This window comes from Zhenpiania hominis (genome assembly GCF_014333425.1).
GTDB classification, from domain to species: Bacteria; Bacillota; Clostridia; order Peptostreptococcales; family Anaerovoracaceae; genus Hominibacterium; species Hominibacterium hominis.
The window spans coordinates 20,603-44,709 of sequence record NZ_JACRYT010000014.1 but is presented as its reverse complement, the minus strand read 5'-3'; the positions used below and the strand labels follow the sequence as shown (position 1 = coordinate 44,709).

Here is a 24,107-nt window from a genome sequence, read left to right as displayed (position 1 = left end):
TTTTCGAGTGCCCAAAAATAGAAAAGAAAAATGAGAAAAAGTGGGGTAAAAAAGATGGGAATTGGTGAGAAGTGGTTGTAAAGTGGAGGAATGTGGAGTAAAATGGTTCTATCCTAACATAGGGGGAGTGGCATATGCTGGTAGGCAAGTACCAAAATTCCATAGATGCAAAATGCAGAATGATTGTGCCTGCCAAGTTCCGCGATGAGTTGGGACATAAATGCATCCTCAGTAAAGCCATTGACAAATGTCTGGAAATTCACCCTATGAGCGAGTGGGAACGATTCATGGAAAAGCTCAGCAAACTGCCTTCTGCTGATCCAAAGGCCAGGCAGCTTGCGAGACACTTCTTTGCCAGCGCGGTGGAATGTGAGATTGATAAACAGGGGAGAATGACTCTTCCACAGGAACTTCGGGAGTACGCGGGGATTGAAAAAGAACTGGTAACCGTAGGAGCCTACGAAAAAATCGAAGTGTGGAGCAAAGAAGAGTGGAACAGCAATGAAAATGCTGCGGAATTGGATCCGAGCCAGCTTGCGGAAAGCATGATGAACTATGATTTTTAAACATACTTCTGTTTTGTACGATGCGTGCATGGAAAATTTGAATATTGAGCCAGAGGGGATCTATGTAGACGGCACCCTGGGAGGAGGCGGACATGCCCGCGGCATCTGTGAAAGACTCGGCGAAAAGGGGACGCTGATCGGAATCGATCGGGATAAAGACGCTCTTTCTGCAGCGGAAGAACGATTGAAGCCTTATCCTTGCAGAAAGTTTTTTATCCAGAGCAATTACGCGGATATCCGAAGGGTGCTGGATCAATTAGGGGTTTACGAGATAAATGGCGCACTTTTGGATCTGGGAGTATCCTCCTTTCAGTTGGATAACGAGGCAAGAGGATTCTCCTATATGAAAGACGCGCCGCTGGACATGAGAATGAGTCAGGATGATTCCTTTACGGCAGCACAAGTTGTTAATACATACAGCGAACAGGAGCTGACAGAGGTCATTCGGAATTACGGGGAAGAACGATGGGCCTCCAGAATCAGTAAATTCATTGTACAAAAAAGAAAGGACAAGCCTCTGGAAACAACCGGAGAGCTGGTAGAAATCATAAAAGCGGCAATTCCCGCATCAGCCAGACGCAGCGGGCCGCATCCGGCGAAACGCACGTTCCAGGCGATCCGCATTGAAGTTAACGATGAGCTGGGCCAGCTGAAGCGGGCTGTCGAAGAATTCTGCGACGTGCTTGCTGATAAAGGAAGGCTTTGTATCATTACCTTCCATTCGCTGGAGGATCGGATTGTAAAGGAAGCTTTCAATAAAAGGGCGAATCCATGCACATGTCCGAAAGAATTTCCAGTATGCGTCTGTGGGAAAAAAGCGGATGTTAAGAAAGTGACAGGAAAACCAATACTCCCTACAGAAGGGGAAATTGAAGAAAATCCCAGAGCGAGGAGCGCGAAACTCAGGGTAATTGAAAAAAAGAGGTAAGAGATGATAGCAGCAGAAAAATGGTATGAATACCAGGAGAATTATCAAAAATACGGGCTGGATATGAAGCCCAAGGCACCTAGAAAAAAACCAAAGCCCCAGAAAAGCGGCATTACAGCAAAGGACAAAACGCGTCTGCTGCTTCTTACCGTTGTGGCAGGAATTCTTTGTATTGGTTTAATTATTACGACTGCCTTCGCTGCGTCCATCAAATACGAAACAAATCAGATTATCCAGCAGAACCATGAACTGGAAGCGGAGATCGAAAACCTGAATGTAGCGGTTTACAGCGAGAGCAATATTGAAGCTCTCGAAGAAAAAGCCATGGACAAACAGGGAATGGTATATCCGTCGTCTAAGCAGGTTGTATATCTGACAGAGGAAGACTTGCCGAAAGATGGGTTTGCGGACATCATGAGGAAGCAGGCATATAATTGACCCTGCAAAAGTATAATTTAGGAAGAAACTAAAATAAGAAAAAAAGATACCAGATATTTTGATGAGGCAGCAGGATGCGGAAAAGATATCTGGACTTTTTTGTAGTATGGGGGAGCGTATGACAAAGCCACTGAATAAAAGTAAAAAGAGAATCATCGCGGCGGCAGCGATTTTATATGGCATGTGCATTCTTTTGTGCTTCCGCCTGGGGTGGATTCAGATTGTCAAAGGGGAAGAATATTCAACAATGGCCACCGAACAACAGACCAGAGACACGCCGATTGCGGCAAAGCGAGGCGTTATTTATGATACCAACGGTAATGAGTTGGCAGTCAGCGCCACATGCTATTCGGTATGGGCCAGACCTGCCAATGTCCGGACAGGAAAAACGGAGGCCAAAAAAGAAGCCAACGTTGAAAAAACTGCCCGCAAGCTGGCTGAGATCCTGGGAAAAGAGGAAGATGAGATCAAAGAACTGATTACCCAAAACCAGGCGCTGGTAAAGGTGGATAAATACCTGAACAAAGAAACTGCCGATAAAATCAGAGATGCGGAACTTCCGGGCATAGAGATCGCCGAGGATGTGAAGCGGTATTATCCTATGGGGGCTTTTTTGTCTCATACACTGGGTAGCGTTACAGATGACAACACCGGTCTTTCCGGCCTGGAGCTTCAGTATAATCAGTATCTTTCCGGTATTTCCGGCCGCTGGATTAAAAATACAGACGTAGCAGGAAACGATCTCGCGTATGGAGATGAAAAATACTATCAGGCGGAAGACGGCCTGGGACTGGTTCTGACCATTGATGAAACCATTCAGCATTATGTGGAAAAATCCCTGAAAACGGTTCAGAAAAATACGAAGGCGGATGGAGTCATGTGCATTATGATGGAGCCGAAGACCGGTGATATTCTGGCTCTGGCCCAGACGCCGGAATTTGATCCCAACGACGCGAAAACTCCGCTGTCGAAGAGCGAACAGGAAAAAGTAAACAACATGTCAAACAGCGAAAAAACGGAATACTGGAATAATATGTGGAGAAACTCCCTGATCAGTGACGTTTACGAGCCGGGCTCCACATTCAAGCTGCTGACGACTGCGATGGCCCTGGAAGAAGGAGAGACCACCATCAACGAACACTTTACCTGTACAGGAGCCATTGACGTATCGGGAACAACCCTTCACTGTTGGAGAAGAGGCAATCCGCATGGAACGCAGACCCTGGAAGAAGCGGTCGGAAATTCCTGCAACCCGGTTTTCGTAAGGCTGGCGCAGAGACTGGGGATCAACAAATTCTACAACTATCTGGAAACGTTTGGCATTACGGAAAAAACAGGAATTGATTTTCCGGGAGAAGGAAATTCGATCCTTCAGGATAAGGATACGGCCGGCCCGGTAGGCCTTGCAACGATGGGATACGGGCAGGGGGTGGCTGTAACTCCGATTCAGCTGATTACAGCGATATCTTCTCTTGGAAACGAAGGGAAACTGATGCAGCCCCGTCTGGTAAAAGCACTGGTAGATGAAAATGGAGACACGGTAAAAGAGTTCAGCACCAAAATCGTAAAACAGACAGTCTCTAAAAAGACCGCCGAAGAGATGTGCGAAATCATGGAATACGTGGTAGATAAAGGCGGCGCAGGAACAGCGAAAGTGGAAGGCTATAAAGTCGGAGGTAAGACGGGAACTGCCAACAAACCAAAGGAAAATGGCGGGGGTTATAGTGAGGAAACCTATTCATCCTTCCTGGGGATGGCCCCGATGGATGATCCTCAGGTAGCGATCCTGGTAATCGTTGATAATCCAAAAGGCGTGAAATATGGAAGCCAGACTGCGGCTCCAGGCGCGAAAATGATTTTGGAAGATACTCTGCGGTATATGGATCTACAGCCACAGTTAACGAAAGAAGAAAAGGAAGCGTTAAACGAGGATCAGGTTACGGTTCCTGACCTGAGAGGCGAAGGCCTGGAAGAGGCTGTCGGCATCCTCGGAGGACTGTCTTTGGAATACGAAGCTTCCGGTGGTACACAGGATGAGAATTTCATCATCAACGATCAGTACCCGAAAGCAGGAGAAAAGATTGAAAAGGGTGGAACCGTTTATCTGTATAGGAAGTGATGAAAATAATGACAAGGGTTTTTGGGATTACAGGAACCAACGGCAAGACGACAACCGCCTGTATGCTGAAAGAAATTTTAGAACAGGCAGGGAACCCATGCGGGTTGATTGGGACAATTGAATACCAGATAGGGGGGAAACGGCACATTCCTGTTAATACGACGCCGGGAAGAGACCTGCTGCGCGACCTTTTTGCGGAAATGAAAGAAGAAGGGGTTGAGCAGTGTGTCATGGAAGTGTCCTCTCACGGTATTGACCAGGGCAGAATTGATGATATCCGGATTGATTACGCAGGCTTTACGAATCTGAGCCAGGATCACCTGGATTATCATAAAACTATGGAAAATTATTACCAAGTAAAAAAGCAGCTGTTCCTTCGGTGTACGGAAGGAGCGGTTATCAACTGGGATGATCCATATGGGAAAAGACTTTACGCAGAACTGCGGGAAACGGTTGACAATTCTTCCATAAAGAGATATTCTCTTAAAGATACAGCTGCCGATTACTATGGAAAAATTCTTGAGAAGTCCCTTTTGCGCAGCCGGTTTCAGTTTTTTGAGAGTGGAAATCTTTTAGGGGAACTAGAAGTTTCCATTCCGGGAGAACATTTTGTCTATAACGCAATGCTGGCAGCTTCTATGGCCAGGCAGGCCGGAATTGAGTTTTCCCATCTGCGCGCAGGCCTTCTCGAGCTTCATGTACCCGGCAGAATGCAGCAGATTGGAAGTGAGGAAGATACGCTGGGGGTTGTGGACTACGCCCATACTCCGGATGGACTGGAAAAACTGCTGGCAACTCTTTCGGATTTGAAGCGGGGGCGCATGCTGTGTGTATTCGGCTGCGGCGGTTTCCGCGACAAGGGAAAGCGGGAGATGATGGGAAGAATCGCAGGATTTTATAGCGATTACTGTATTATAACAAATGATAACCCAAGAGGAGAACCACCGGAGAATATTGCGCAGGCAATTGAAGAAGGTCTTCGTCCAACCGGCTGTCCCTACTGTATTGTTTTGGATCGTTACCAGGCAATAAAAAGGGCGGTTTCTCTGGCGGATAAATGGGATATAATAGTAGTAGCGGGAAAAGGACATGAGACTTATCAGTTATCAGGAGATCAGAAACTGCCATTTGATGACAGAAAGACGTTAAGAGAACTGTTGGAGAAAAAATATGAAAAAACTTACGGTGAATCAGATTAAAGAGGGAACCGGCGGCAGGCTCCTGAATGGAAATGCGTTTGATACAGCGGAGAATATTTGTACCGATTCCAGAATCGCACAGGCTGGAGATGTATTTTTTGCGTTGATTGGAGAGCTTCACGACGCGCATCAGTACCTGCCGCAGGTTTTGGAATCAGGATGCCGCTGTGTCGTAATCTCGGATGAAAACGCGTGGAAACAGGCCGCGGAACAAAGCGGCGAGGCGGGAAATGTCAGTGCAATCCTGGTGGAGGATACAACCAGGGCCCTTCAGGAACTGGCAGCTTTTTATCTGGGGCTTTTGAATCTAAAAAAAATTGCGGTAACCGGAAGCACGGGAAAAACCTCCACGAGAGATCTGACCGCGTATGTCTGTAGGGAAAAATATAAGACACAGAAAAATACCGGAAATCTAAATAATCATATTGGAGTTCCTCTTACAATTCTGTCGTTTGAAGAGGATACCCAGGTCGGCGTTTTAGAAATGGGAATGGATAAGCAGGGAGAAATCGATTTGCTCGCGCGGATTGTAAAACCCGATATTGGAATCATTACCAACATTGGCCTGGCACACATTGAAAACCTGGGAAGTCAGGAAGGTATCTTTCAGGCGAAGATGGAATTGACCGGATATTTTGATGAAACGAATGTTCTGATTGCGGCGCGGGATGAGGAATTCCTGAATCGGGAGAGGATACAGGGACCGTATCGCCTGGTCCTTGCGGGAACAGACGGCAAAAGTGATTTTATTATCTCGCATATTGAAGATTTCGGCGCGGATGGGATTCAATTTTGTCTGGAACATCTGGGAGAAATGCATCGCTTTCGTCTTCCGATTCCAGGCAGACACAATGCCTTTAACGCGGCGTTGGCTGTGGCCGCGGGATTAGAGCTTGGGATTACCATGGAAGAGGCGGCCAGAGGGCTCGCAAAAGCGCAATTGACGGACAAACGGCTGACAGTCAGAGGGAAAAACGGCATTAAAATTATTGACGACACTTATAACGCCAGTCCGGACTCTATGCGCGCCGCGATCGATGTGCTGATGAAAACCAGGGGAATCCGCAATATCGCTGTTTTGGGAGATATGTTTGAATTAGGTGAAACCAGCCTCACGCAGCATGAGTTAATTGGGCGGTACGCCGCGCAGCAGGGAGTACAGCTTCTTGTAGCTATCGGGCGGGACGCGGAGCAAATTGCCCGGGGCGCCGAAAAGGAAGGCTTGGAGAAGAGCTTCTACTTTGAGAGGAAAGAAGAATTTCTGGAACATATGGATTCCATTATCGAAAGGGGCGACGTGATTCTGGTAAAGGGTTCAAGGGGAATGGAAATGGAGAAAATTGTTAAGAAGATTATGGAGCAACAGGAGTAGTTATGAGTTATTTTACCATTGGATTCATTGTAGTAGTGGCATTTTTGGCTTCCGTCCTGCTTACATCAGTGGAAATTCCGATCCTCAGGAAGAAACAGGCGGGACAGAATATCCGGGAAGAAGGGCCGAAATCGCATTATGCAAAAGCAGGAACGCCGAGCATGGGGGGAATCGCCATGATCGGCGCAGTTATTGCAGCCTGCGCAATTGGCCGGTATTACTCTGTGAACCTTGCAGCCGTGATTCTGGTTTTTCTTTTGTTTGGAGCAATTGGCTTTTTTGACGATTATCTGAAAGTGGTTAAAAAGAATAACCTGGGTCTTAGAGCTTATCAGAAATTCGGCTTGCAGATTATCATATCGGTGGCCTTTGCCGTGTATATGGCCTATTATTCCGGAGACGGCACATCTGTTTGGATTCCGTTTGCGAATATTAATGTGGACTTTGGAATCTGGTATGTTCCATTTATCGCGTTCGTCCTTCTGGCTATGACGAACGCGGTTAATCTGACAGATGGGTTGGACGGCCTGGCCTCAGGGACGACGGCTCTTGTATCACTCTTCTTCGCGGTTGCGGCGGTAACCTACGGAGCGGGAGAAGGCGGGGGGATTTTTTGTTCTGCTATGGCGGGAGCGTGCCTTGGATTTTTGGTGTATAATAAGAACCCGGCAAAGGTTTTTATGGGGGACACCGGTTCTTTGTCGTTGGGCGGCGGCTTGGCGGCAGCGGCCATTGTAATGCATTTTGAGCTGCTGCTTCCGATTGCGGGTTTTGTTTATGTACTGGAAGCATTGTCTGTGATCATTCAGGTCGTCAGCTTTAAGCTGACTGGAAAGCGGGTATTTAAAATGGCCCCAATCCATCATCATTTTGAGCTGAGCGGATTGAAAGAAAAACAGGTTGTAGGACTGTTCTGGGGGCTGGCGCTGATTTGCTGCGTCATTGGACTCGGAATTTTGTAGAGGTAGAAAAATGCGAACGAATTTAGATAATATGAAAAATAAGAACGTATTAGTGATCGGACTTGGCAAGTCGGGAATCGCCGCGCTGCAGGCTATGCTCAAGCTGGGAGCCGTTGTGTCTGTGCAGGATTCTAAGCCTGCGGAGGAAATCGATCCACAGCTTCTGGCTTTCCTGGAGGGACGCAGCGTAACGTGCTATTTTGGAAAAAATCCGGAGGATATGAGTGTATTTGATATATTGATTCTCAGCCCAGGGGTATCACCGGATCTGGACTTTATCCAGGAGGCACAGAAAAAGGGAGCGGAAATTATTGGAGAGCTGGAGATCGCTTACCGGATCAGCAGGGGCAATTTTGTAGCGATTACCGGGACCAATGGGAAGACGACCACGACAACCCTGGTAGGGGAAATTTTTAAAAAAGCCAAAAAGAAGACGTATGTAGTGGGCAATATTGGCGTGGCTGTTATCTCCAAGGCTCTTTCAGCAGAGGAGGATTCCTGGATGATCACGGAAACCAGCAGCTTTCAGCTGGAAACCACCCGCTATTTTAAACCGGTGGTTTCCGCGATTCTAAATCTGACTCCGGATCACATGGATCGGCACAAAACTATGGAAAACTATGGAAAGGCAAAAGCAAAGATTTTTGAAAATCAGGATGAAAGCCAGCATCTTATCATTAATTACGATGACAAGACCTGCTTTGCGCTTTCAGAGGGATGCCGGGCTAAAGTGGTGCCTTTCAGCCGCAGGGAAATTCTGGACTTTGGCGCTTTTGTTGAAGACGGGATATTGGTGATAAAAAACGAGCAGGGAGAGAAGATTCCCCTTTGCCGTGCGGAAGAGCTGCAGATTCCAGGTACCCACAATCTGGAAAACGCTCTGGCTGCAGCGGCGACCGCCTATTTTGCGGGTATTGAACCAGAAGCGATTCGGGAAGGATTGAAAGAGTTTCAGGGGGTGGAGCACCGAATCGAATACTGTGGAGAGGTAGACGGCGTACGGTTTGTCAATGACTCAAAAGGAACAAATCCGGATGCGTCCATAAAAGCGGTGGAAGCGATTAAAGGGGGAATTGTTCTCATCGCGGGAGGTTATGATAAGGGATCTTCCTATGAGGAACTGATTCGGTCCTTTGATGGAAAGGTAAAACACATGGTGCTTCTTGGAAAGACAGCTCCAAAGATTAAGGAAGCGGCGGAGAAGCTGGGGTTCAGAAACTCTGTCATTGTAAAGGATATGGAAGAGTGCGTGAAAGAGGGGTTCCGGCTGGCAGAGCCGGGAGATACGGTGCTTTTATCCCCTGCCTGTGCCAGCTGGGATATGTATACCAGCTTTGAGCAGAGAGGCAAACATTTTAAAAACTGCGTGGAACGGTTGGGAAAATAAAACGCGCAGGCTGGAGGGATCAATGAGAGGAACGAAAATCAATTTAAAATCAGGGGATTTCCTGCTGGTGATCCTTACAATCGGGCTGGTGATTTTTGGAATCATTATGGTGTTTTCCGCGAGTTATTATCAGTCTATCAATGAGAGTGAGAACGGATCACCTTATAACTATCTGATTCGTGATATTATATGGGCGGCGCTGGGCTTTATCCTGATGCTGGTTACAACGGCGCTGGACTATCGGATCTACAAAAAAATTGCCCTGCCGGCGCTGATCATCAGTTTTATACTTCTGGTACTTTTATTGATTCCGGGGGTTGGACATGAGAGCAACGGCGCGGTCCGGTGGCTGGGAGTCGGGGGACTTACGATTATGCCCGGTGAAATTGCCAAAATCGCGGTGATCATTTTTGTCGCTTGGTTTCTCAGTGAAAAACCAAAACGCATTCAGTCCGTCACCAGAGGAATCCTTCCACTTTTCGGACTTTGCGGTGTTTTCGGGGGATTGATTTTGCTGCAGCCCAATATGTCCACAGCGATCACGGTTGTTGCGATTATTGTTGTAATGATGTTTGTGGCGGGCCTGAAGCTTCGCTACTGTTTTGGACTGGTGGGGCTGGGAGCGGTCGGAATCGCAGGTATTCTCATCGCTAACCCGGACAGCCACTGGGCGGATCGAATCACCAGCTTTCTGGATCCTTTCGCGAACCCTCTTGGGGATGGATACCAGGTGGTGCAGTCTCTGATGGCGCTGGGATCCGGCGGCCTTTTCGGCGTGGGTCTGGGAAAAAGCATACAGAAAAATCTTTATCTCCCTGAGCCTCAGAATGACTTTATTCTTGCGATTATTGGAGAGGAACTGGGATATATTGGACTTCTTATTCTGATGTTGGTTTATGTGGTCCTGATCTGGAGAGGGATTCATGTCGCGGTTAACGCGCCAGACCAGTTCGGTATGTTGCTGGCTTCCGGAATTATTTCCATGATCGCGATTCAGGTAGTGCTGAACATTGCAGTTGTTACATCATCTATGCCGCCGACTGGCGTGACTCTGCCGTTTGTAAGCTATGGCGGAAACGCGCTGATGCTGTTTATGGGGAGCATGGGGATCCTTTTGAACATTTCGCGGCATACAGTGCAGGTAAAATAGGGAGCAGACAATCATGAAAGTAATTATGACAGGCGGCGGTACGGGAGGACATATCTACCCGGCTATTGCCATCGCAGATAAGATCAAAGAACGCTATCCGGAAAGCCAAATTTTGTTTGTAGGGACAAAGCATGGACTGGAGAAAAAGATCGTACCGGAAAACGGATATCCCATTGAGTTTGTGACAGTCGCGGGGTTTAACCGTAAAAACCCGCTGAAAAACATCGAAGTGATGAAAAAACTCAGGGAGGGAAGCAAACAAGCAAAAAGACTAATGAAAGCTTTCCGGCCGGACCTTGTGATAGGAACCGGCGGATATGTGTGCGGACCTGTCGTGCGGGCAGCCCATAAAGCAGGGATCAAAACTTATACCCATGAACAGAATGCTTTTCCGGGAATGACAAATAAGCTTCTGGAAAAATATGTGGAAAAAGTGTTCCTGGGGTTTGAGGAGGCGCAGAAATATTTTAAACACAGAGAAAAGCATGTGGTGACCGGAAATCCGGTGCGAAAAGCTTTTTTCGAAGCAGATAAAAAGAAATCCCGGGAAAAACTTGGATTTTCGCAAAAAGATTTTATTTTGCTGGTTTTCGGCGGAAGCCAGGGAGCGGGCCGTATTAACAAGGCAATGCTCCGGGTGATCGAAGCTTTGAATGGCATGCCGGGAGTTCAGGTATGCATGGCCACGGGAAGCCGGTATTACGACGCGATCCTTCATACGCTTCAGGATGAAAAAAAGCTTGAACTTTCCGAGAATATTCACATTATGGAGTATATCAGCAATATGGACGAATATTTGTCCGCGGCGGATCTGGTTATCAGCAGAAGCGGCGCGCTGACTGTGGCGGAGGTGACCGTATGTGGGAAACCGGCGATCTTCATTCCGTCTCCCATTGTAACCGGCAACCACCAGTATTACAACGCGAAAGCGGTAGCGGATCGCGGCGGCGCGATTATTATGGAAGAAAAAGAGCTGGATGATGAAAAACTGATCGCGCAGATCCTCAAATTTAAAAATGATCCGGAGCTGACGGAAAAAATGTCTGCCGGCAGCAGAGCGTGCGCGCCTCTGGACGCGGTGGAGATTATCTGCAATAACCTGGAACTAAAGCAGTAACTTAAACGGCGCCTCCGGCATACTATGGAGTATGTTTCGGAGGTGTTTTGAATTTGGGGAGCTATCAGATACAGGGCGGTCGCCCGATTGAAGGCGAGTATACAGTCAAGGGCGCGAAAAACGCGGTTCTGCCGATTCTTGCCGCGTCCATTGTGACGGGCGAGGAAAACCTTTTTTCCAGGTGCCCGGACATTTCGGATGTTCAGATTATGCAGGAGATTTTGGAAAGCCTTGGCTGCAAAGCGGTGCGCAGTGATGAACGAGTCTGGATCGATACGTCGGGAGTAAGCTGCTGTGAGGTGCCGCGCGTACTGATGGAGAAAATGCGATCTTCTATCTTTTTAATCGGCCCTCTGCTGACAAGATGCGGAAGAGCGGTGATCAGCCAGCCGGGAGGATGCGCCATCGGCAGACGTCCGATCGATTTACATATGAAAGCCCTTAGTCAGATGGGAGCGGATATTGAAGAAAAGGATCAACAGCTGATTGTTACCGGGAATCGGCTGTATGGGACAAATCTGATCCTGGATTTCCCCAGTGTGGGAGCCACGGAAAATATTATGCTGGCAGCTCTGGGAGCAAAGGGGGAAACGGTAATTCATAACAGCGCCAGAGAACCGGAAATTGTCGATCTTCAGAATTATCTCAATTGCTGCGGAGCGCAGATAAAAGGCGCGGGGACATCGAGGATCGTTATAAAAGGGCAGGTCCCGCTGCATGGAGCCTACTATCCGATTATGGGAGATCGGATCGAGGCAGGGACATTTCTTATGGCGGCAGCGGCTACAGGGGGAGAATTACTCCTGCGAGAGGTCGAAAGCGACACTCTGCGGAGCTTAATCAAATATCTCCGTTTTGCTGGATGCAAGATAAAGCGGTATCCACGGGAAATCTGGCTGCGGGCGCCGAAACGACTTTACGGTATTGGCAAAATAAAGACAGAACCTTATCCGGGATTCCCTACCGATTTACAGCCCCAGCTTTGCGCGGTTATGGCCGGCGCGGAAGGGCAGACAAAAGTGGAAGAAACGATCTTTGAAAATCGTTTCCGATACACTGCGCAGCTTGCAAAACTAGGAGCAGATATTGAAATTTTGCAGCGAACCGCTATAATAAAGGGAGTAAAACAGCTTGTTGGAACACGAGTGGAAGCGGAAGATCTTCGGGGCGGAGCGGCGCTCGTCCTGGCAGGCCTTTCGGCCTCTGGAGAGACGATTGTAGAAAATATCGAATTTATAGAACGCGGATACTCCGGATTTCATAAAGAATTGGAACAACTGGGAGCAGATATTAAACGAGATTTATGAATAACGATTACGAAAAACAGACAATTGAATATGAGAATGGGGAAGTGCAGGAAGAAGATGTCGAACAGGGGAATGAGATAAATACAGAGGAGGCGCCTCAACCTTCCGCCCAAAAAAAGAAAAAGCGGAAGAAAAAACACTATTTTCTGAAACTGCTGATTTTGATTGCTTTCTGTGTGGCCCTCTATTTTTTCCTTCATTCCAGCCTTTTTAACGTAAAGTCAATCAAAGTTTCGGGCAGCACGCATTTTACTGCGGAGCAGATTCAGAAAACGGCAGGCCTGAAGACAGGAGAAAATCTCTTTGATTTTAGCGCGGGTGACTGCGAGGACAGACTGGAAGAAAATCCGTATATCCAGGAAGCGCAGGTGAGCCGAAAACTCCCCTCGTCCATAGAGATTCATGTAAAAGAGCGGCAGGAGGCTGCGGTCATTCAGATGGATCAGGAGTATGTCGTGATTGACGAGGGAGGATTTGTCCTTCAGATTGCGGAAAAGGCTCCGCGGTTTACCCTTTTGACAGACATTACGATTACAGACGCGAAAGAAGGGGAAGTAGTAAGCGTAGAAGAAAAAGCGACTTTTCAGCAGATGTTGCGGCTCGTGAAAGCAATGCAGGAAGCGGATTTGTTTTTTAAGAGAATTTCGATTTCCGGAAATACCGTGTCCGCCTATGCGACCGACAAACTTTGGTGCACTGGGACCGCGTCTAATCTGCTGACCGGAATGAAAGAAGGAAATCTGAAAACAGTACTCTATGATCTGTATAAAAAGAAGATTACAAAGGGAATTATTACCATTGGTGATGATCAGTATTATGCTTTCAGTAAGAAAATAAAATGAGGAAAAAGGCGGAAGTCGTAGTTTTTTTCCGGTAAAAAAATGGTATTTTAATTGGAAAAACAGGTGCAACGGGCGATTCTTTATGCTATAATGGACTGTAGTTGTATAGAAAAAAACAGGGGAGGTAATTTCTGATGTTACAATTTGAGATGAACGAGTCAACTCCGGCGAAAATCAAAGTAGTCGGTGTCGGAGGCGGCGGGTGTAACGCAGTTAACAGAATGATAGATGCAGGGCTGCAGGGCGTGGCCTACATTGCTATAAATACAGACAAGCAGGCTTTGGCTAAATGCAAGGCGGAGACAAAGCTTCAGATTGGTGAAAAACTGACGAAAGGTCTGGGCGCGGGCGGCAATCCGGAAATCGGACAGAAATCCGCGGAAGAAAATCTGGAGGACCTTTCCAAATTTATTACCGGAGCGGATATGGTTTTCATTACAGCCGGTATGGGCGGCGGTACGGGAACCGGAGCGGCGCCGATTGTCGCCAAGGTAGCAAAAGATTTGGGCATCCTGACCGTCGGAGTTGTAACAAGACCGTTTACCTTTGAAGGAAAAAAACGGGGAGAACATGCGGAACTGGGAATCAAATTTTTGAAAAAATATGTAGATTCTCTGGTGATTGTTCCCAATGATAAGCTCCTTGAGACCGTAGAAGAAAATACATCCCTTCTGGAAGCCTTTGAAATGGCGGATGAAGTGCTGAAACAGGGAATTCAGGGCATTTCCGAACTGATCATTAACGATGCGCTGATTAATCTGGACTTTGCGGACGTGACAACGGTTATGAAAGACAGAGGCATCGCCCATATGGGGGTAGGAAAGGGATCCGGAGAAGACCGTGTGGCACAGGCCGTAAAAGACGCGATAGAAAGCCCGCTTCTGGAGACTAGTATCGATGGGGCGAAAGCAGTACTTATCAATGTTACGGGCGGTTATGATCTGGGAATGCTGGAGGCGAATGAAGCAGCCAGTGAAATTGAGAAAGCGGCGGACAGCAATGCGATTATTATCTTTGGTGCTGCGATTAAAGAAGATATCAAGGATGAAATATTCATTACCGTGATTGCCACAGGCTTTGAGAAACGGCCGAATGAAGATGTTCTGGGTGAGGTTTCCATTCCGGAAAACGATGCTGACAAACAGGCGGATAAAGGCGGAGCTTCTACGGATTCGATCCGCAAAGAGGACAGCGACAAGGAAAACAGCGGAAGCCTGTTAGGAGATGATTTTAAAATCCCGCCCTTCTTAACAAAGTAGAATTCATAGTGGTAGAATGAAGCCGGCGGTTGACCGGCTTTTCTTCGTAAGAGAATATGAGGCTGATTACATCAAAAGAAAACCAAATATACCGACTCTGCGTTCGACTTTCAGCCCGCAAGTACCGTCAGAAATACGGAGAATACCTGATCGAAGGGGAAAAGATGGTACGGGAGGCTGTAAAGACGGGACAATGCTTAAAAATCGTGGTGGCGGCGGAAAGCAATAAAAATGCCGACACGGTTCTTGAACAAATTTCCTGTGAAACTGTGAAAGCAGCGGATTCTCTTTTTGCACAGATGACGCAGACAGAAAACAGTCAGGGAATTCTGGCAGTGGTACAAAAAGAAGAAATTGATGAGTCCGTGTTTCGGAAGAAGATCCGGGAAAAGCAGGGTAACGTGATTCTTTTGGACCGGCTGCAGGATCCGGGAAACATCGGAACGATTATCCGAACCGCGGACGCGGCGGGATACAGCGGTGTGATGACGATTAAGGGAACGGCTGATCTTTACTCCCCTAAGATTGTAAGAGCCGCGGCCGGATCGCTTTTCCGAATGCCGGTGTTTTCCGCAGACTCTTCCGAAGAGGCGGTTCGCATTCTGGAGGCGGAAGGCAAAACGATTATCGCAACCGGTTTTGAGACAGAGATCTTTTATTATGATGCGGAGCTTACCGAAAATGTGGGACTGATTATCGGAAACGAAGGAAACGGTATTTCCGCGGAATTGATGCAGATGGCCCATAAAATTGTAAAGATTCCCATGAGCGGCGAGATCGATTCTTTGAACGCGGCAGTCGCGGCAGGGATCCTGATGTATGAATCCATACGGGAAAACAGACTATAAATTTGGAGAGGTAACGTATATGCAAACTCAACTGAATCAAATTTTGCAGGAGGCAAAAGAACAATTAGAAAAAGCGCAGACCATGGCGGAAACAGAGGAAGTCAGAGTCCGGGTACTGGGAAAAAAGGGACAGCTTACTCAGATTCTGAGAGGAATGGGAAAGCTTGCGCCAGAAGAGAAAAAAGAGCTGGGCAAGGCAGCCAACGCGGTGAGAGCTGAAATCGAAACACTGCTGGAAGAAAAAAAGGAGCAGGTGAAGGCTGCGGAAAAAGAAGCGCGGTTTCGGGAAGAAAAGATCGATGTGACCGAGCCGGGCGAAGATGTGAGCCTGGGAGTAAAGCATCCCATCACCATTACGATAGAAGAACTCTGCCGAATTTTTATGTCCATGGGATATTCCATCGCGGAGGGTCCTCAGGTGGAAAGCGTGTTCAATGCCTTTGATGCGTTAAATTCCCCTCCGAACCACCCGTCCAGAGACATGACGGATACCTTTTATATCGCAAAAGATACGGTTCTGAGACCTCATACATCGTCTGTGCAGATTCGGACGCTGGTAAGTCAGGAACCTCCGATTAAAGTCATCGCGCCGGGCAGATGCTTCCGCTGCGATACGCCGGACGCTACCCACTCCCCAATGTTCCACCAGGTGGAAGGCCTGATTGTGGACGAGGGAATTACCATGGCGGATCTGAAAGGAACGCTGGACAGCATGGCAAAACAGCTCTTTGGTTCTTCTACAAAGACCAAGTTCCGTCCCCATCATTTCCCATTTACAGAACCGAGTGCGGAAATGGACGTTTCCTGCTTTAAATGCGGCGGAAAAGGATGCAGCATCTGCAAGGGCAGCGGATGGATTGAAATCCTTGGTTGTGGAATTGTTCATCCAAAAGTTCTCGAAGTCGGCGGCATTGATACGGAAAAATATACCGGGTTTGCTTTTGGCGTCGGCGTCGAACGGCTGGCGATGTTAAAATATGGTGTTGATGATATTCGTCTTTTCTATGAAAACGACATGCGTTTCATCAACCAGTTCAAATAGGAGGTGCCGTAGATGTTAGTTCCAATCGAGTGGCTGAAAGATTATACAGATATAAATGTAGATACAAAGGAATTCTGCGACAGAATGATTATGTCGGGCTCCAATCTGGAAACCTGTGAATACTTCTGTGAAGAAATGGAGAACGTAGTCGTAGGAAAAATCGAGAAAATTGAAAAGCATCCGGACGCGGATAAGCTGGTGATATGTCAGATTAATGTGGGAAAAGACGATCTGCTGCAGATTGTAACGGGAGCTCCCAATGTGTTTGAGGGAGCATATGTACCGGTTGCTCTGGATGGGAGCAGGATCCCGGGACCCCTTCACGGACAGGAAAAGCAGGATGGCGGAACAGTCATAAAAAAGGGAAAACTGCGTGGAGTAGAATCCGCGGGAATGCTGTGTTCCGCAGGAGAACTGGGATTCGAGGATAAAGTCGTGCCTATTGCCCATAAAGACGGAATTTGGATTTTGGAGGAAGAATATCCTCTGGGGCAAGATTTCGCCGAGGCCCTGGGTCTCAGACAGGCGGTAGTGGATTTTGAAATTACGCCGAATCGACCGGATTGTCTGTCCATGGTGGGCATGGCCAGGGAAGCGGCAGCTACCTTTGGGGAGCGTCTGAATTATCCGGATACGGCTTGCCAGGAGGAAACAGAGAAAAAAGCGGCGGACTTTATCCAGGTGGAAATCCGGGAGCCGGAGCTGTGCAGGCGCTACGCGGCGCGAATTGTAACAGATGTAAAAATCGGGCAGTCCCCGTGGTGGCTCCAGAAGCGGCTGATGTACGCGGGAATGCGCCCAATTAATAATATCGTAGATATTACCAACTTTGTTATGCTGGAGTTCGGTCAGCCGATTCATGCTTTTGATATCCGTCAGATCGCGGACAGCAAAATTATTGTAGAGCGGGCCGCGGAAGGCGAGAAGTTTACAACTTTAGATAACACAGAGCGGACCCTGACCGACGACATGCTGCTGATTAAAGATGGAAAAAGAGGCGTCGCCATTGCCGGCGTTATGGGCGGACTGAATTCCGAGATTGAGGCGGATACGACAACGATTTTGGTGGAATCGGCGAACTTCAACGGAGATAGTGTGCGCGCCACATCGAAAAAGCTGGGACTTCGTACAGAAGCTTCATCCAGGTTTGAAAAGGGGATTGATCCAAATTTGTGTCAGGCAGCTGCGGATCGGGTATGCCGCCTGATTGAAATTCTTGGATGCGGAAAAGTCGCCACCGGTACTGTAGATGTCTATCCGAAAGAATTCGAGGCAAAGCCGATTGACGTAAGAGTGGATCGGGTTAATAAAGTCCTGGGAATTGAACTTCCTGCCAGTGAGATGATTCGCATCTTTGAAAGCCTGGAGATGAAAGTGGAAGGAGATGGACCGATCCTGAAGGTGACTCCGCCAACCGTTAGGCAGGATATGATCTCGGAAGTGGATTTTATAGAGGAAGTTGCCAGGATGTACGGCTACGATAATCTGCCGGTAACTTTACCGAAAGGAAACCAGGAGTCTGGAAAATCCAGAGAACGGGCGCTGATGGATCTGGCGAGGGATACGCTGTGCGCGCTGGGACTGAACGAAGTGCAGACCTACTCCTTTGTAAGTCCGAAGGGCGTGGACCAGGTGCGGATTGATGAAGATTCCTGGGAGCGGGCCTTTGTGAAGATTCTTAACCCCCTGGGAGAAGAAAATTCCGTAATGCGGACAATTTTGACTCCTAATATGCTGGAAGTAATGGGGCGGAATTATTCAAGAAAAATCGAGAATGTAAAAGCCTTTGAAATTGGAAACACTTTTATGGCGAATCTTATGGATCCGGAGCAGCTTCCCGATGAAATGACGGGGTTGTGTATCGGACTTTACGGTGAGGGAACGACCTTCTTTACTTTGAAGGGTATTTTGACGGAACTGTTAAAGATACTGGGAATCCGCGATATAACCTTTGTTTCGGAAAGCGAATACGGCGTCTACCATCCGGGCCGCTGCGCGAGAATCCGAGTTGGTGAAGAAGAACTGGGAATTATGGGAGAGGTTTATCCGGATGTAGCGGAAGAATTCGGAATCGGGACCAGAGCCTATGTGTGCGAACTGTTCTTCGACGCGATTATCCGTCATGCGAATGTGGAAAAACATTATGAACCTCTGCCGAAATATCCATCCACTTCAAGAGATATCGCTTTACTGGTAGATGAGGACGTACAGGTAGGCGATATTGAAAAAGTAATTCGGGAAAAAGGAAGGCCAATTCTGGAAAGTGTGAAGCTGTTTGACGTGTACAGGGGAAAACAGGTGGCTGAAGGAAAGAAGAGCGCGGCGTTTGCACTGACCTATCGAGATAAAAATAAGACACTTACAGATGAGGAAGTGGCAAAAGTCCACGAAAGCGTTTTAGAAGCACTAAAAAATGAAGTCAATGCAACTTTAAGGGAGATGTAAGGAGAATCACGATGGATAGCAAAGTAAATGTTAAAATTTATGGGCAGGAATATGTGATATCCGGAGAGAAACCCAGAGAGCAGATTGTAAAAGTCGCTGCTTACGTGGACGGCCGGATGCATGAAATTGCCAACGCGGCGCCTTCCTGTTCGGTTTCCGATCTGGCAGTGCTGTCGGCTGTCAATATTGCGGATGAAAGCTTCGACAGCAAAGATGAGGTAGAGGAACTGAAAAAGCTTAACGTTCAGCTTGAAAAGGACGCGCAGCATTACGTGCAGCTGTGGGATGAAGCGAAGAAGAATCTGATTCAGTATAAAGAAGAAACACAGGGGATCGTTCAGGAAAGAGATACTCTGCGTAAAACTTTGATGGAAAAGGAACAGGAAATTCAGAATATTAAACTGGCAAGCCAGTCCGCGGCGGAGAAAATGCAGGAAAGCGCCAAAGCGGAACTTGCCGAGTCTGAAGCGAAATGTAAGGAGCTTGAGAACAGTTTCTTCGACCTTCAGATGGAAAATCTTCAGCTGAAAAAGGAACTGGAGACTTATAGACGAAAAATGGAATAAGGAAATCAATGAGAGAAAAAACAATTCGTATTTTAGAATACAATAAGATCCTGACAAAACTAGAAGAACAGGCGGGCTCTGAGATGGCCAAAAAGGTGGTCTCAGGGCTCAGACCTTTTCACGAAATTCCGGTAATCCGGGATATGCTGATGGAAACCACAGAAGCGGTGCGTCTGATCCTTCATAAAGGACCTCTTCCGCTCGGTGGTTTTTATGATATTGAGGACAGCCTTCACCGGGCGAGAAAAGGCGGAAGCCTCACTATGAAACAGCTTCTGCAGATCCATTTCAACCTGAGTCTTGCCCGGCGCGTGACGACTTTTCTGAAAAGCGATTTGCCGCCTCTGCCTGTGATTCAGAGCATCGGAGAAGTCATCGCGGTGCATAAAAATTTGGAAGACGAAATTGACCGGTGCATCCTTTCGGAAGATGAAATGGCAGATAACGCAAGTCCGGAGCTGAAACAGATTCGAAGGGCGATCCTGCGTCAGAATGACGCTCTGAAATCGAAGATCAACCACATTATCAATTCAGCGGAAAACCGGACCATGCTCCAGGACGCGATTGTAACCGTCAGAGACGGACGGTATGTGATTCCAGTCAAGCAGGAGCATCGGGGAAAATTTCCGGGTATTGTTCACGATCAGAGTTCGACCGGCGCGACCGTATTCATTGAACCCCAGGTTATCGTTAATCTCAACAATGAGCTGCGTCAGCTGGAGCTTCAGGAAAAGGCGGAGATTGAACGCATCCTCGCGGAGCTGACCGCCAGAGTCGCGGAGCATTATCACGATCTTCTGAACAATCAGAAGCTGCTGGTGCAGTTGGATGTGATTATGGCAAAAGGAAAGCTGTCTATGCTCCAACATGGTGAAGAACCGCAGATTAGTGAAGATGGAGAACTGGTGCTGAAAGAGGCAAGACATCCTCTGTTGGATCCGAAAAAAGTAGTGCCGATTGACCTTTCCATAGGGGGAAGCTACAATACGCTGGTAATCACAGGTCCTAACACAGGCGGAAAGACTGTGACCCTGAAGACAGCAGGGCTTTTATCTATGATGGCGCAGACAGGACTTCATATCCCGGCGGCAGGAGGCAGCCGGATTCCGGTGTGGAAGGATATTTTCGCGGATATTGGAGATGAACAGAGCATCGAACAGAGTCTGTCCACTTTTTCCTCCCATATGACGAATATCGTGGATATTGTAAAACACGCGGGGGAAGGATGTTTGGTGCTTGTGGACGAGCTGGGAGCCGGAACCGATCCGACCGAAGGAGCGGCCTTGGCGATTGCTATTTTAGAGGACTTGGAGAAAAAGGGAGCGGCCACGATTGCTACGACTCATTATACCGAACTAAAAAAATATGCCATCTCCACGGAGGGAGTTGAAAATGCTTCCATGGAATTTAATGTGGAGACTTTGAGTCCCACCTATAGGCTGGCTATCGGCGTTCCAGGAAAATCGAACGCTTTTGAAATCTCGCAAAAATTAGGGCTGCCGGGAGAAATTATCGAAACATCCAGGCGGCTGCTGGATGGAGGGGATATTCAGTTCGAAGAAGTCATTTCCGCGCTCGAAGCGGACAAAAAAGCTGCGGAAGAAGAGCGAGACGAAGCGGTGCGCCTGAATCAGGAAATGAAGATCCGGAAGGAAGAGCTTGAGCAGCAGGCGAAAAAGCTGGAAGAAAAGAAAACGGAAATTTTAAATAAAGCGAAAGAGGAGGCGCGGCAAATCCTGCAGGAGGCGAAAGATGTTTCGAAAGAGGTTCAGGAAGAACTGCGGGAACTGAAAAAAATCGAAAGCCTTGGACAAAGAAATCGGATCTTTGATGAAAACAGAAAAAAGCTGAGAGACGCGGCCGGAAAATATCGGGAAAAAGTAATCCGGGAAGTGAACGACAATCCGGTGTCTGCGGAAGAGCTTCGACTGGGCGACAGGGTCAAAGTGCTGAGCCTTGGACAGAATGGGGAGATTGTGACTCTGCCGGATGAAAAGGGCGAATTGACCGTGCAGGTTGGGATCCTGAAAGCAAAGGTGAATCTGGATGACATTATGCTGATCGAAGGGGGCGCGCTGGATGTCAACCGTCCGAGAAAAGTCCGCAAAAATTATGGTTCTATGTACAAGACAAAGACTCAGAACGTGTCTATCTCCATTGACGTAAGAGGGAAAAGCCTGGATGACGCTGTCATGGATGTAGATAAATATCTGGATGACGCGACCATGGCGGGTTTGAAAGAAGTGACGATTATACACGGAAGGGGAGAAGGAATTCTCAGAAAAGGTCTGCAGGAGATGATGCGTTCTCATAAACATGTAAAACGCTTTCGCAAAGGAAATTTTGATGAAGGCGGAGATGGTGTGACAGTCGTTACACTGAAATAGAGGTGATGCCATGTATATTATAAGCGCCTGCCTTCTGGGTGAGAACTGTAAATATAAGGGCGGGAATAATTTTTGCGCGTGGGTGGAGGAATTCGCGAAAAGTCACAGCTTTCTTGCGGTCTGCCCGGAAGTTCAGGCTGGAATGCCGACACCGAGGCCTCCGGCGGAAATTTCCGGGGAACGGGTAATCAACAGCAAGGGAGAAGACGTAACGGAAGGGTTTGTCCGCGGCGCGAAAGAGTGCTGGGAACTGGCGCAGCAGGCTGCCCGCAGCCGGAAAGAACCTGTGGAGGGAGCGATTCTGAAAGCAAACAGTCCTTCCTGTGGAAAGGACAGAGTATATGACGGAACTTTTTCAGGAACTTTGACGGACGGAGACGGATACTTCGTGCGTTTGCTGAAAAAAGAAAACATAGATGTGATTACGGAAAAGGAGAATAAAGTCAATGGTGAATTATAAGGAAAAAATTGCCCGGATTCTGAATGAGGCGGTTGAAGGTATGGAACGGGAAGACCTGCAGAATCTGATAGAAATTCCTGCGGACAACAAGATGGGGGATTACGCGTTCCCTTGTTTTAAGCTGGCAAAGGTGCTGCGCAAGGCGCCTCCAATGATTGCGAAGGATATTGCGGAAAAAATCGGAGGGGATCCTATTTTTGCCAAAGTTGAACCGGTTAACGCCTATGTGAACATGTTCCTGGCAAGAGACGTATACGTGAAGGATACCGTAGGAGAAATTATCGATAAGGGAGACTCTTACGGCCGCAGCGATATGGGAGAAGGAAAAACGGTAATTGTGGAGTATTCTTCCCCGAATATCGCAAAGCCGTTCCATATCGGACATATCCGGAGCACGGTAATCGGAAATTCGATCTACAAGATCTATGATTTCCTGGGCTATGACACCGTGCGGATCAATCATCTGGGCGACTATGGAACCCAGTTCGGCAAGATGATCTGCGCCTATAGAAGGTGGGGAAATAAGGAAGACGTCATGAAGGAGCCGATTAAGACGCTTCTGTCCTATTATACAAAATTCCATGTGGAAGCGGAAAAGGATCCGAGTCTGGATCAGGAAGCAAGAGACATTTTTACCAGACTGGAAAAAGGGGAACCGGAGGAAGTGGAACTGTGGCAGTGGTTCCGGGATGAAAGCCTGAAAGAATTTAACCGGGTTTACGCGATGCTGGGAATCGAGTTCGATTCTTATGCGGGAGAGAGCTTCTATTCGGATAAGATGCCGCGCATTGTGCAGGAGTTGAAAGATAAGGGCCTTCTGGAAGAATCCCAGGGAGCCCAGATTGTTAATCTGGAGGAATATGGTCTCTCTCCGGCTCTGATTACAAAATCAGACGGCTCCACACTCTATATTACAAGAGATATTGCGGCGGCTGTTTACAGAAAAGAACATTACGATTTTTACAAGAACCTTTATGTGGTCGCGTCCCAGCAAAACCTTCATTTCCAGCAGTGGATCAAAATTGTGGAACTGCTCGGATATGACTGGGCGAAAGACTGCGTACACATTCCTTTTGGACTTGTCAGCCTGGAGGACGGCACCATGTCCACAAGAGAAGGCAGGGTTGTATTCCTGGAGGATGTGCTGAATCGAGCTGTGGAACAGACAAGGGATATTATCCGGGAAAAGAATGTAAATACGGATAATATTGACGAGACGGCAAAAATGGTCGGGATCGGAGCGGTTATTTTCCAGGAGCTTTCCAATAATCGGATCAAGGATTATGTTTTTTCCTGGGATAAGGTCCTTAACTTTGAAGGAGAGACGGGTCCTTATGTCCAGTATACTCACGCCCGTGCGGCCAGCGTCTTAAGAAAGGCCGGGGAAGAGGCAGTGAAAAAAGCCCAGACAGGAGAATTTGACGCGTCTTATATTTCTTCGGATAACGCCTATGAACTGGTGAAGCTGCTGTACGCTTTTCCGGAAGTGATTGCGGAAGCCGGGGTAAAATACGAACCTTCTATTGTTACAAGACATATTGTAGATATTGCGCAGGCCTTTAACCGTTTCTATCATGACGAACACGTTCTGGTAGACAATGAGGACGAGAAAACAGCAAAACTTGCCCTCGTTATAGCGGCGAAGGACACGATTAAAAATGGACTGGGGCTTTTAGGAATCAAAGCTCCGGAAAAAATGTAAGGAGAGTCAAA

General features: G+C 47.7%; 20 protein-coding genes. All 20 read left to right on the top strand.

Annotation, left to right across the window (positions count from 1 at the left end; all coding sequences use genetic code 11):
• Positions 1-134: 134 nt before the first annotated feature.
• The 20 genes from mraZ to argS all read left to right on the top strand — a co-directional run bounded on the left by mraZ (position 135) and on the right by argS (position 24,096).
• Positions 135-566: a division/cell wall cluster transcriptional repressor MraZ gene (gene mraZ, locus H9L42_RS11895; RefSeq protein ID WP_187303623.1), complete on the top strand. Its 432-nt coding sequence runs from the start codon at positions 135-137 to the stop codon at positions 564-566.
• Positions 556-1,494, top strand: a complete 939-nt coding sequence (gene rsmH / locus H9L42_RS11890) for a 16S rRNA (cytosine(1402)-N(4))-methyltransferase RsmH (RefSeq protein WP_187303622.1) — start codon at positions 556-558, stop codon at positions 1,492-1,494. The genes mraZ and rsmH overlap by 11 nt, the downstream gene beginning before the upstream one ends.
• A 3-nt stretch (positions 1,495-1,497) precedes the next feature.
• Entirely contained in the window at positions 1,498-1,932 is a 435-nt protein-coding gene (locus tag H9L42_RS11885; RefSeq protein ID WP_187303621.1) for a cell division protein FtsL, read from the top strand.
• Between the two features lie 118 nt (positions 1,933-2,050).
• Positions 2,051-4,051: a penicillin-binding transpeptidase domain-containing protein gene (locus tag H9L42_RS11880; protein WP_187303620.1), complete on the top strand. Its 2,001-nt coding sequence runs from the start codon at positions 2,051-2,053 to the stop codon at positions 4,049-4,051.
• Between the two features lie 8 nt (positions 4,052-4,059).
• Complete coding sequence (locus H9L42_RS11875; protein ID WP_187303619.1) at positions 4,060-5,250, top strand: UDP-N-acetylmuramoyl-L-alanyl-D-glutamate--2,6-diaminopimelate ligase; 1,191 nt, start codon at positions 4,060-4,062, stop codon at positions 5,248-5,250.
• Positions 5,222-6,622 carry a UDP-N-acetylmuramoyl-tripeptide--D-alanyl-D-alanine ligase gene (locus tag H9L42_RS11870; RefSeq protein ID WP_187303618.1) on the top strand — a complete coding sequence of 467 codons (1,401 nt, stop codon included), beginning with the start codon at positions 5,222-5,224 and terminating at the stop codon, positions 6,620-6,622. The genes H9L42_RS11875 and H9L42_RS11870 overlap by 29 nt, the downstream gene beginning before the upstream one ends.
• Positions 6,623-6,624: 2 nt before the next feature.
• Positions 6,625-7,584: a phospho-N-acetylmuramoyl-pentapeptide-transferase gene (gene mraY, locus H9L42_RS11865; protein WP_187303617.1), complete on the top strand. Its 960-nt coding sequence runs from the start codon at positions 6,625-6,627 to the stop codon at positions 7,582-7,584.
• Positions 7,585-7,594: 10 nt separating this feature from the next.
• On the top strand, positions 7,595-8,971 hold the full coding sequence (murD, locus tag H9L42_RS11860) for a UDP-N-acetylmuramoyl-L-alanine--D-glutamate ligase (RefSeq protein ID WP_187303616.1): 1,377 nt from the start codon (positions 7,595-7,597) through the stop codon (positions 8,969-8,971).
• Between the two features lie 22 nt (positions 8,972-8,993).
• Entirely contained in the window at positions 8,994-10,121 is a 1,128-nt protein-coding gene (gene ftsW, locus H9L42_RS11855) for a putative lipid II flippase FtsW (protein ID WP_187303615.1), read from the top strand.
• A gap of 13 nt (positions 10,122-10,134) precedes the next feature.
• Complete coding sequence (gene murG, locus H9L42_RS11850; protein ID WP_187303614.1) at positions 10,135-11,238, top strand: undecaprenyldiphospho-muramoylpentapeptide beta-N-acetylglucosaminyltransferase; 1,104 nt, start codon at positions 10,135-10,137, stop codon at positions 11,236-11,238.
• A gap of 53 nt (positions 11,239-11,291) precedes the next feature.
• Complete coding sequence (murA, locus tag H9L42_RS11845) at positions 11,292-12,545, top strand: UDP-N-acetylglucosamine 1-carboxyvinyltransferase (protein ID WP_187303613.1); 1,254 nt, start codon at positions 11,292-11,294, stop codon at positions 12,543-12,545.
• Positions 12,542-13,387 carry a cell division protein FtsQ/DivIB gene (locus H9L42_RS11840; RefSeq protein WP_187303612.1) on the top strand — a complete coding sequence of 282 codons (846 nt, stop codon included), beginning with the start codon at positions 12,542-12,544 and terminating at the stop codon, positions 13,385-13,387. Before murA ends, H9L42_RS11840 begins: the two co-directional genes overlap by 4 nt.
• Positions 13,388-13,521: 134 nt before the next feature.
• The gene (gene ftsZ, locus H9L42_RS11835) at positions 13,522-14,646 is read left to right on the top strand and encodes a cell division protein FtsZ (RefSeq protein ID WP_187303611.1); all 1,125 of its coding nucleotides are present in this window, start codon (positions 13,522-13,524) and stop codon (positions 14,644-14,646) included.
• 56 nt (positions 14,647-14,702) lie between these two features.
• Complete coding sequence (locus tag H9L42_RS11830) at positions 14,703-15,494, top strand: TrmH family RNA methyltransferase (RefSeq protein WP_187303610.1); 792 nt, start codon at positions 14,703-14,705, stop codon at positions 15,492-15,494.
• Between the two features lie 19 nt (positions 15,495-15,513).
• Entirely contained in the window at positions 15,514-16,536 is a 1,023-nt protein-coding gene (pheS, locus tag H9L42_RS11825; RefSeq protein ID WP_187303609.1) for a phenylalanine--tRNA ligase subunit alpha, read from the top strand.
• Between the two features lie 12 nt (positions 16,537-16,548).
• Entirely contained in the window at positions 16,549-18,981 is a 2,433-nt protein-coding gene (gene pheT, locus H9L42_RS11820; protein ID WP_187303608.1) for a phenylalanine--tRNA ligase subunit beta, read from the top strand.
• An 11-nt stretch (positions 18,982-18,992) separates the two neighbouring features.
• Positions 18,993-19,547 carry a cell division protein ZapA gene (locus tag H9L42_RS11815; RefSeq protein ID WP_187303607.1) on the top strand — a complete coding sequence of 185 codons (555 nt, stop codon included), beginning with the start codon at positions 18,993-18,995 and terminating at the stop codon, positions 19,545-19,547.
• Between the two features lie 8 nt (positions 19,548-19,555).
• The gene (locus H9L42_RS11810) at positions 19,556-21,934 is read left to right on the top strand and encodes an endonuclease MutS2 (protein WP_187303606.1); all 2,379 of its coding nucleotides are present in this window, start codon (positions 19,556-19,558) and stop codon (positions 21,932-21,934) included.
• A gap of 10 nt (positions 21,935-21,944) precedes the next feature.
• Positions 21,945-22,394, top strand: a complete 450-nt coding sequence (locus H9L42_RS11805) for a 2-thiouracil desulfurase family protein (protein WP_187303605.1) — start codon at positions 21,945-21,947, stop codon at positions 22,392-22,394.
• On the top strand, positions 22,381-24,096 hold the full coding sequence (gene argS, locus H9L42_RS11800) for an arginine--tRNA ligase (protein WP_187303604.1): 1,716 nt from the start codon (positions 22,381-22,383) through the stop codon (positions 24,094-24,096). Before H9L42_RS11805 ends, argS begins: the two co-directional genes overlap by 14 nt.
• Positions 24,097-24,107 lie beyond the last annotated feature (11 nt).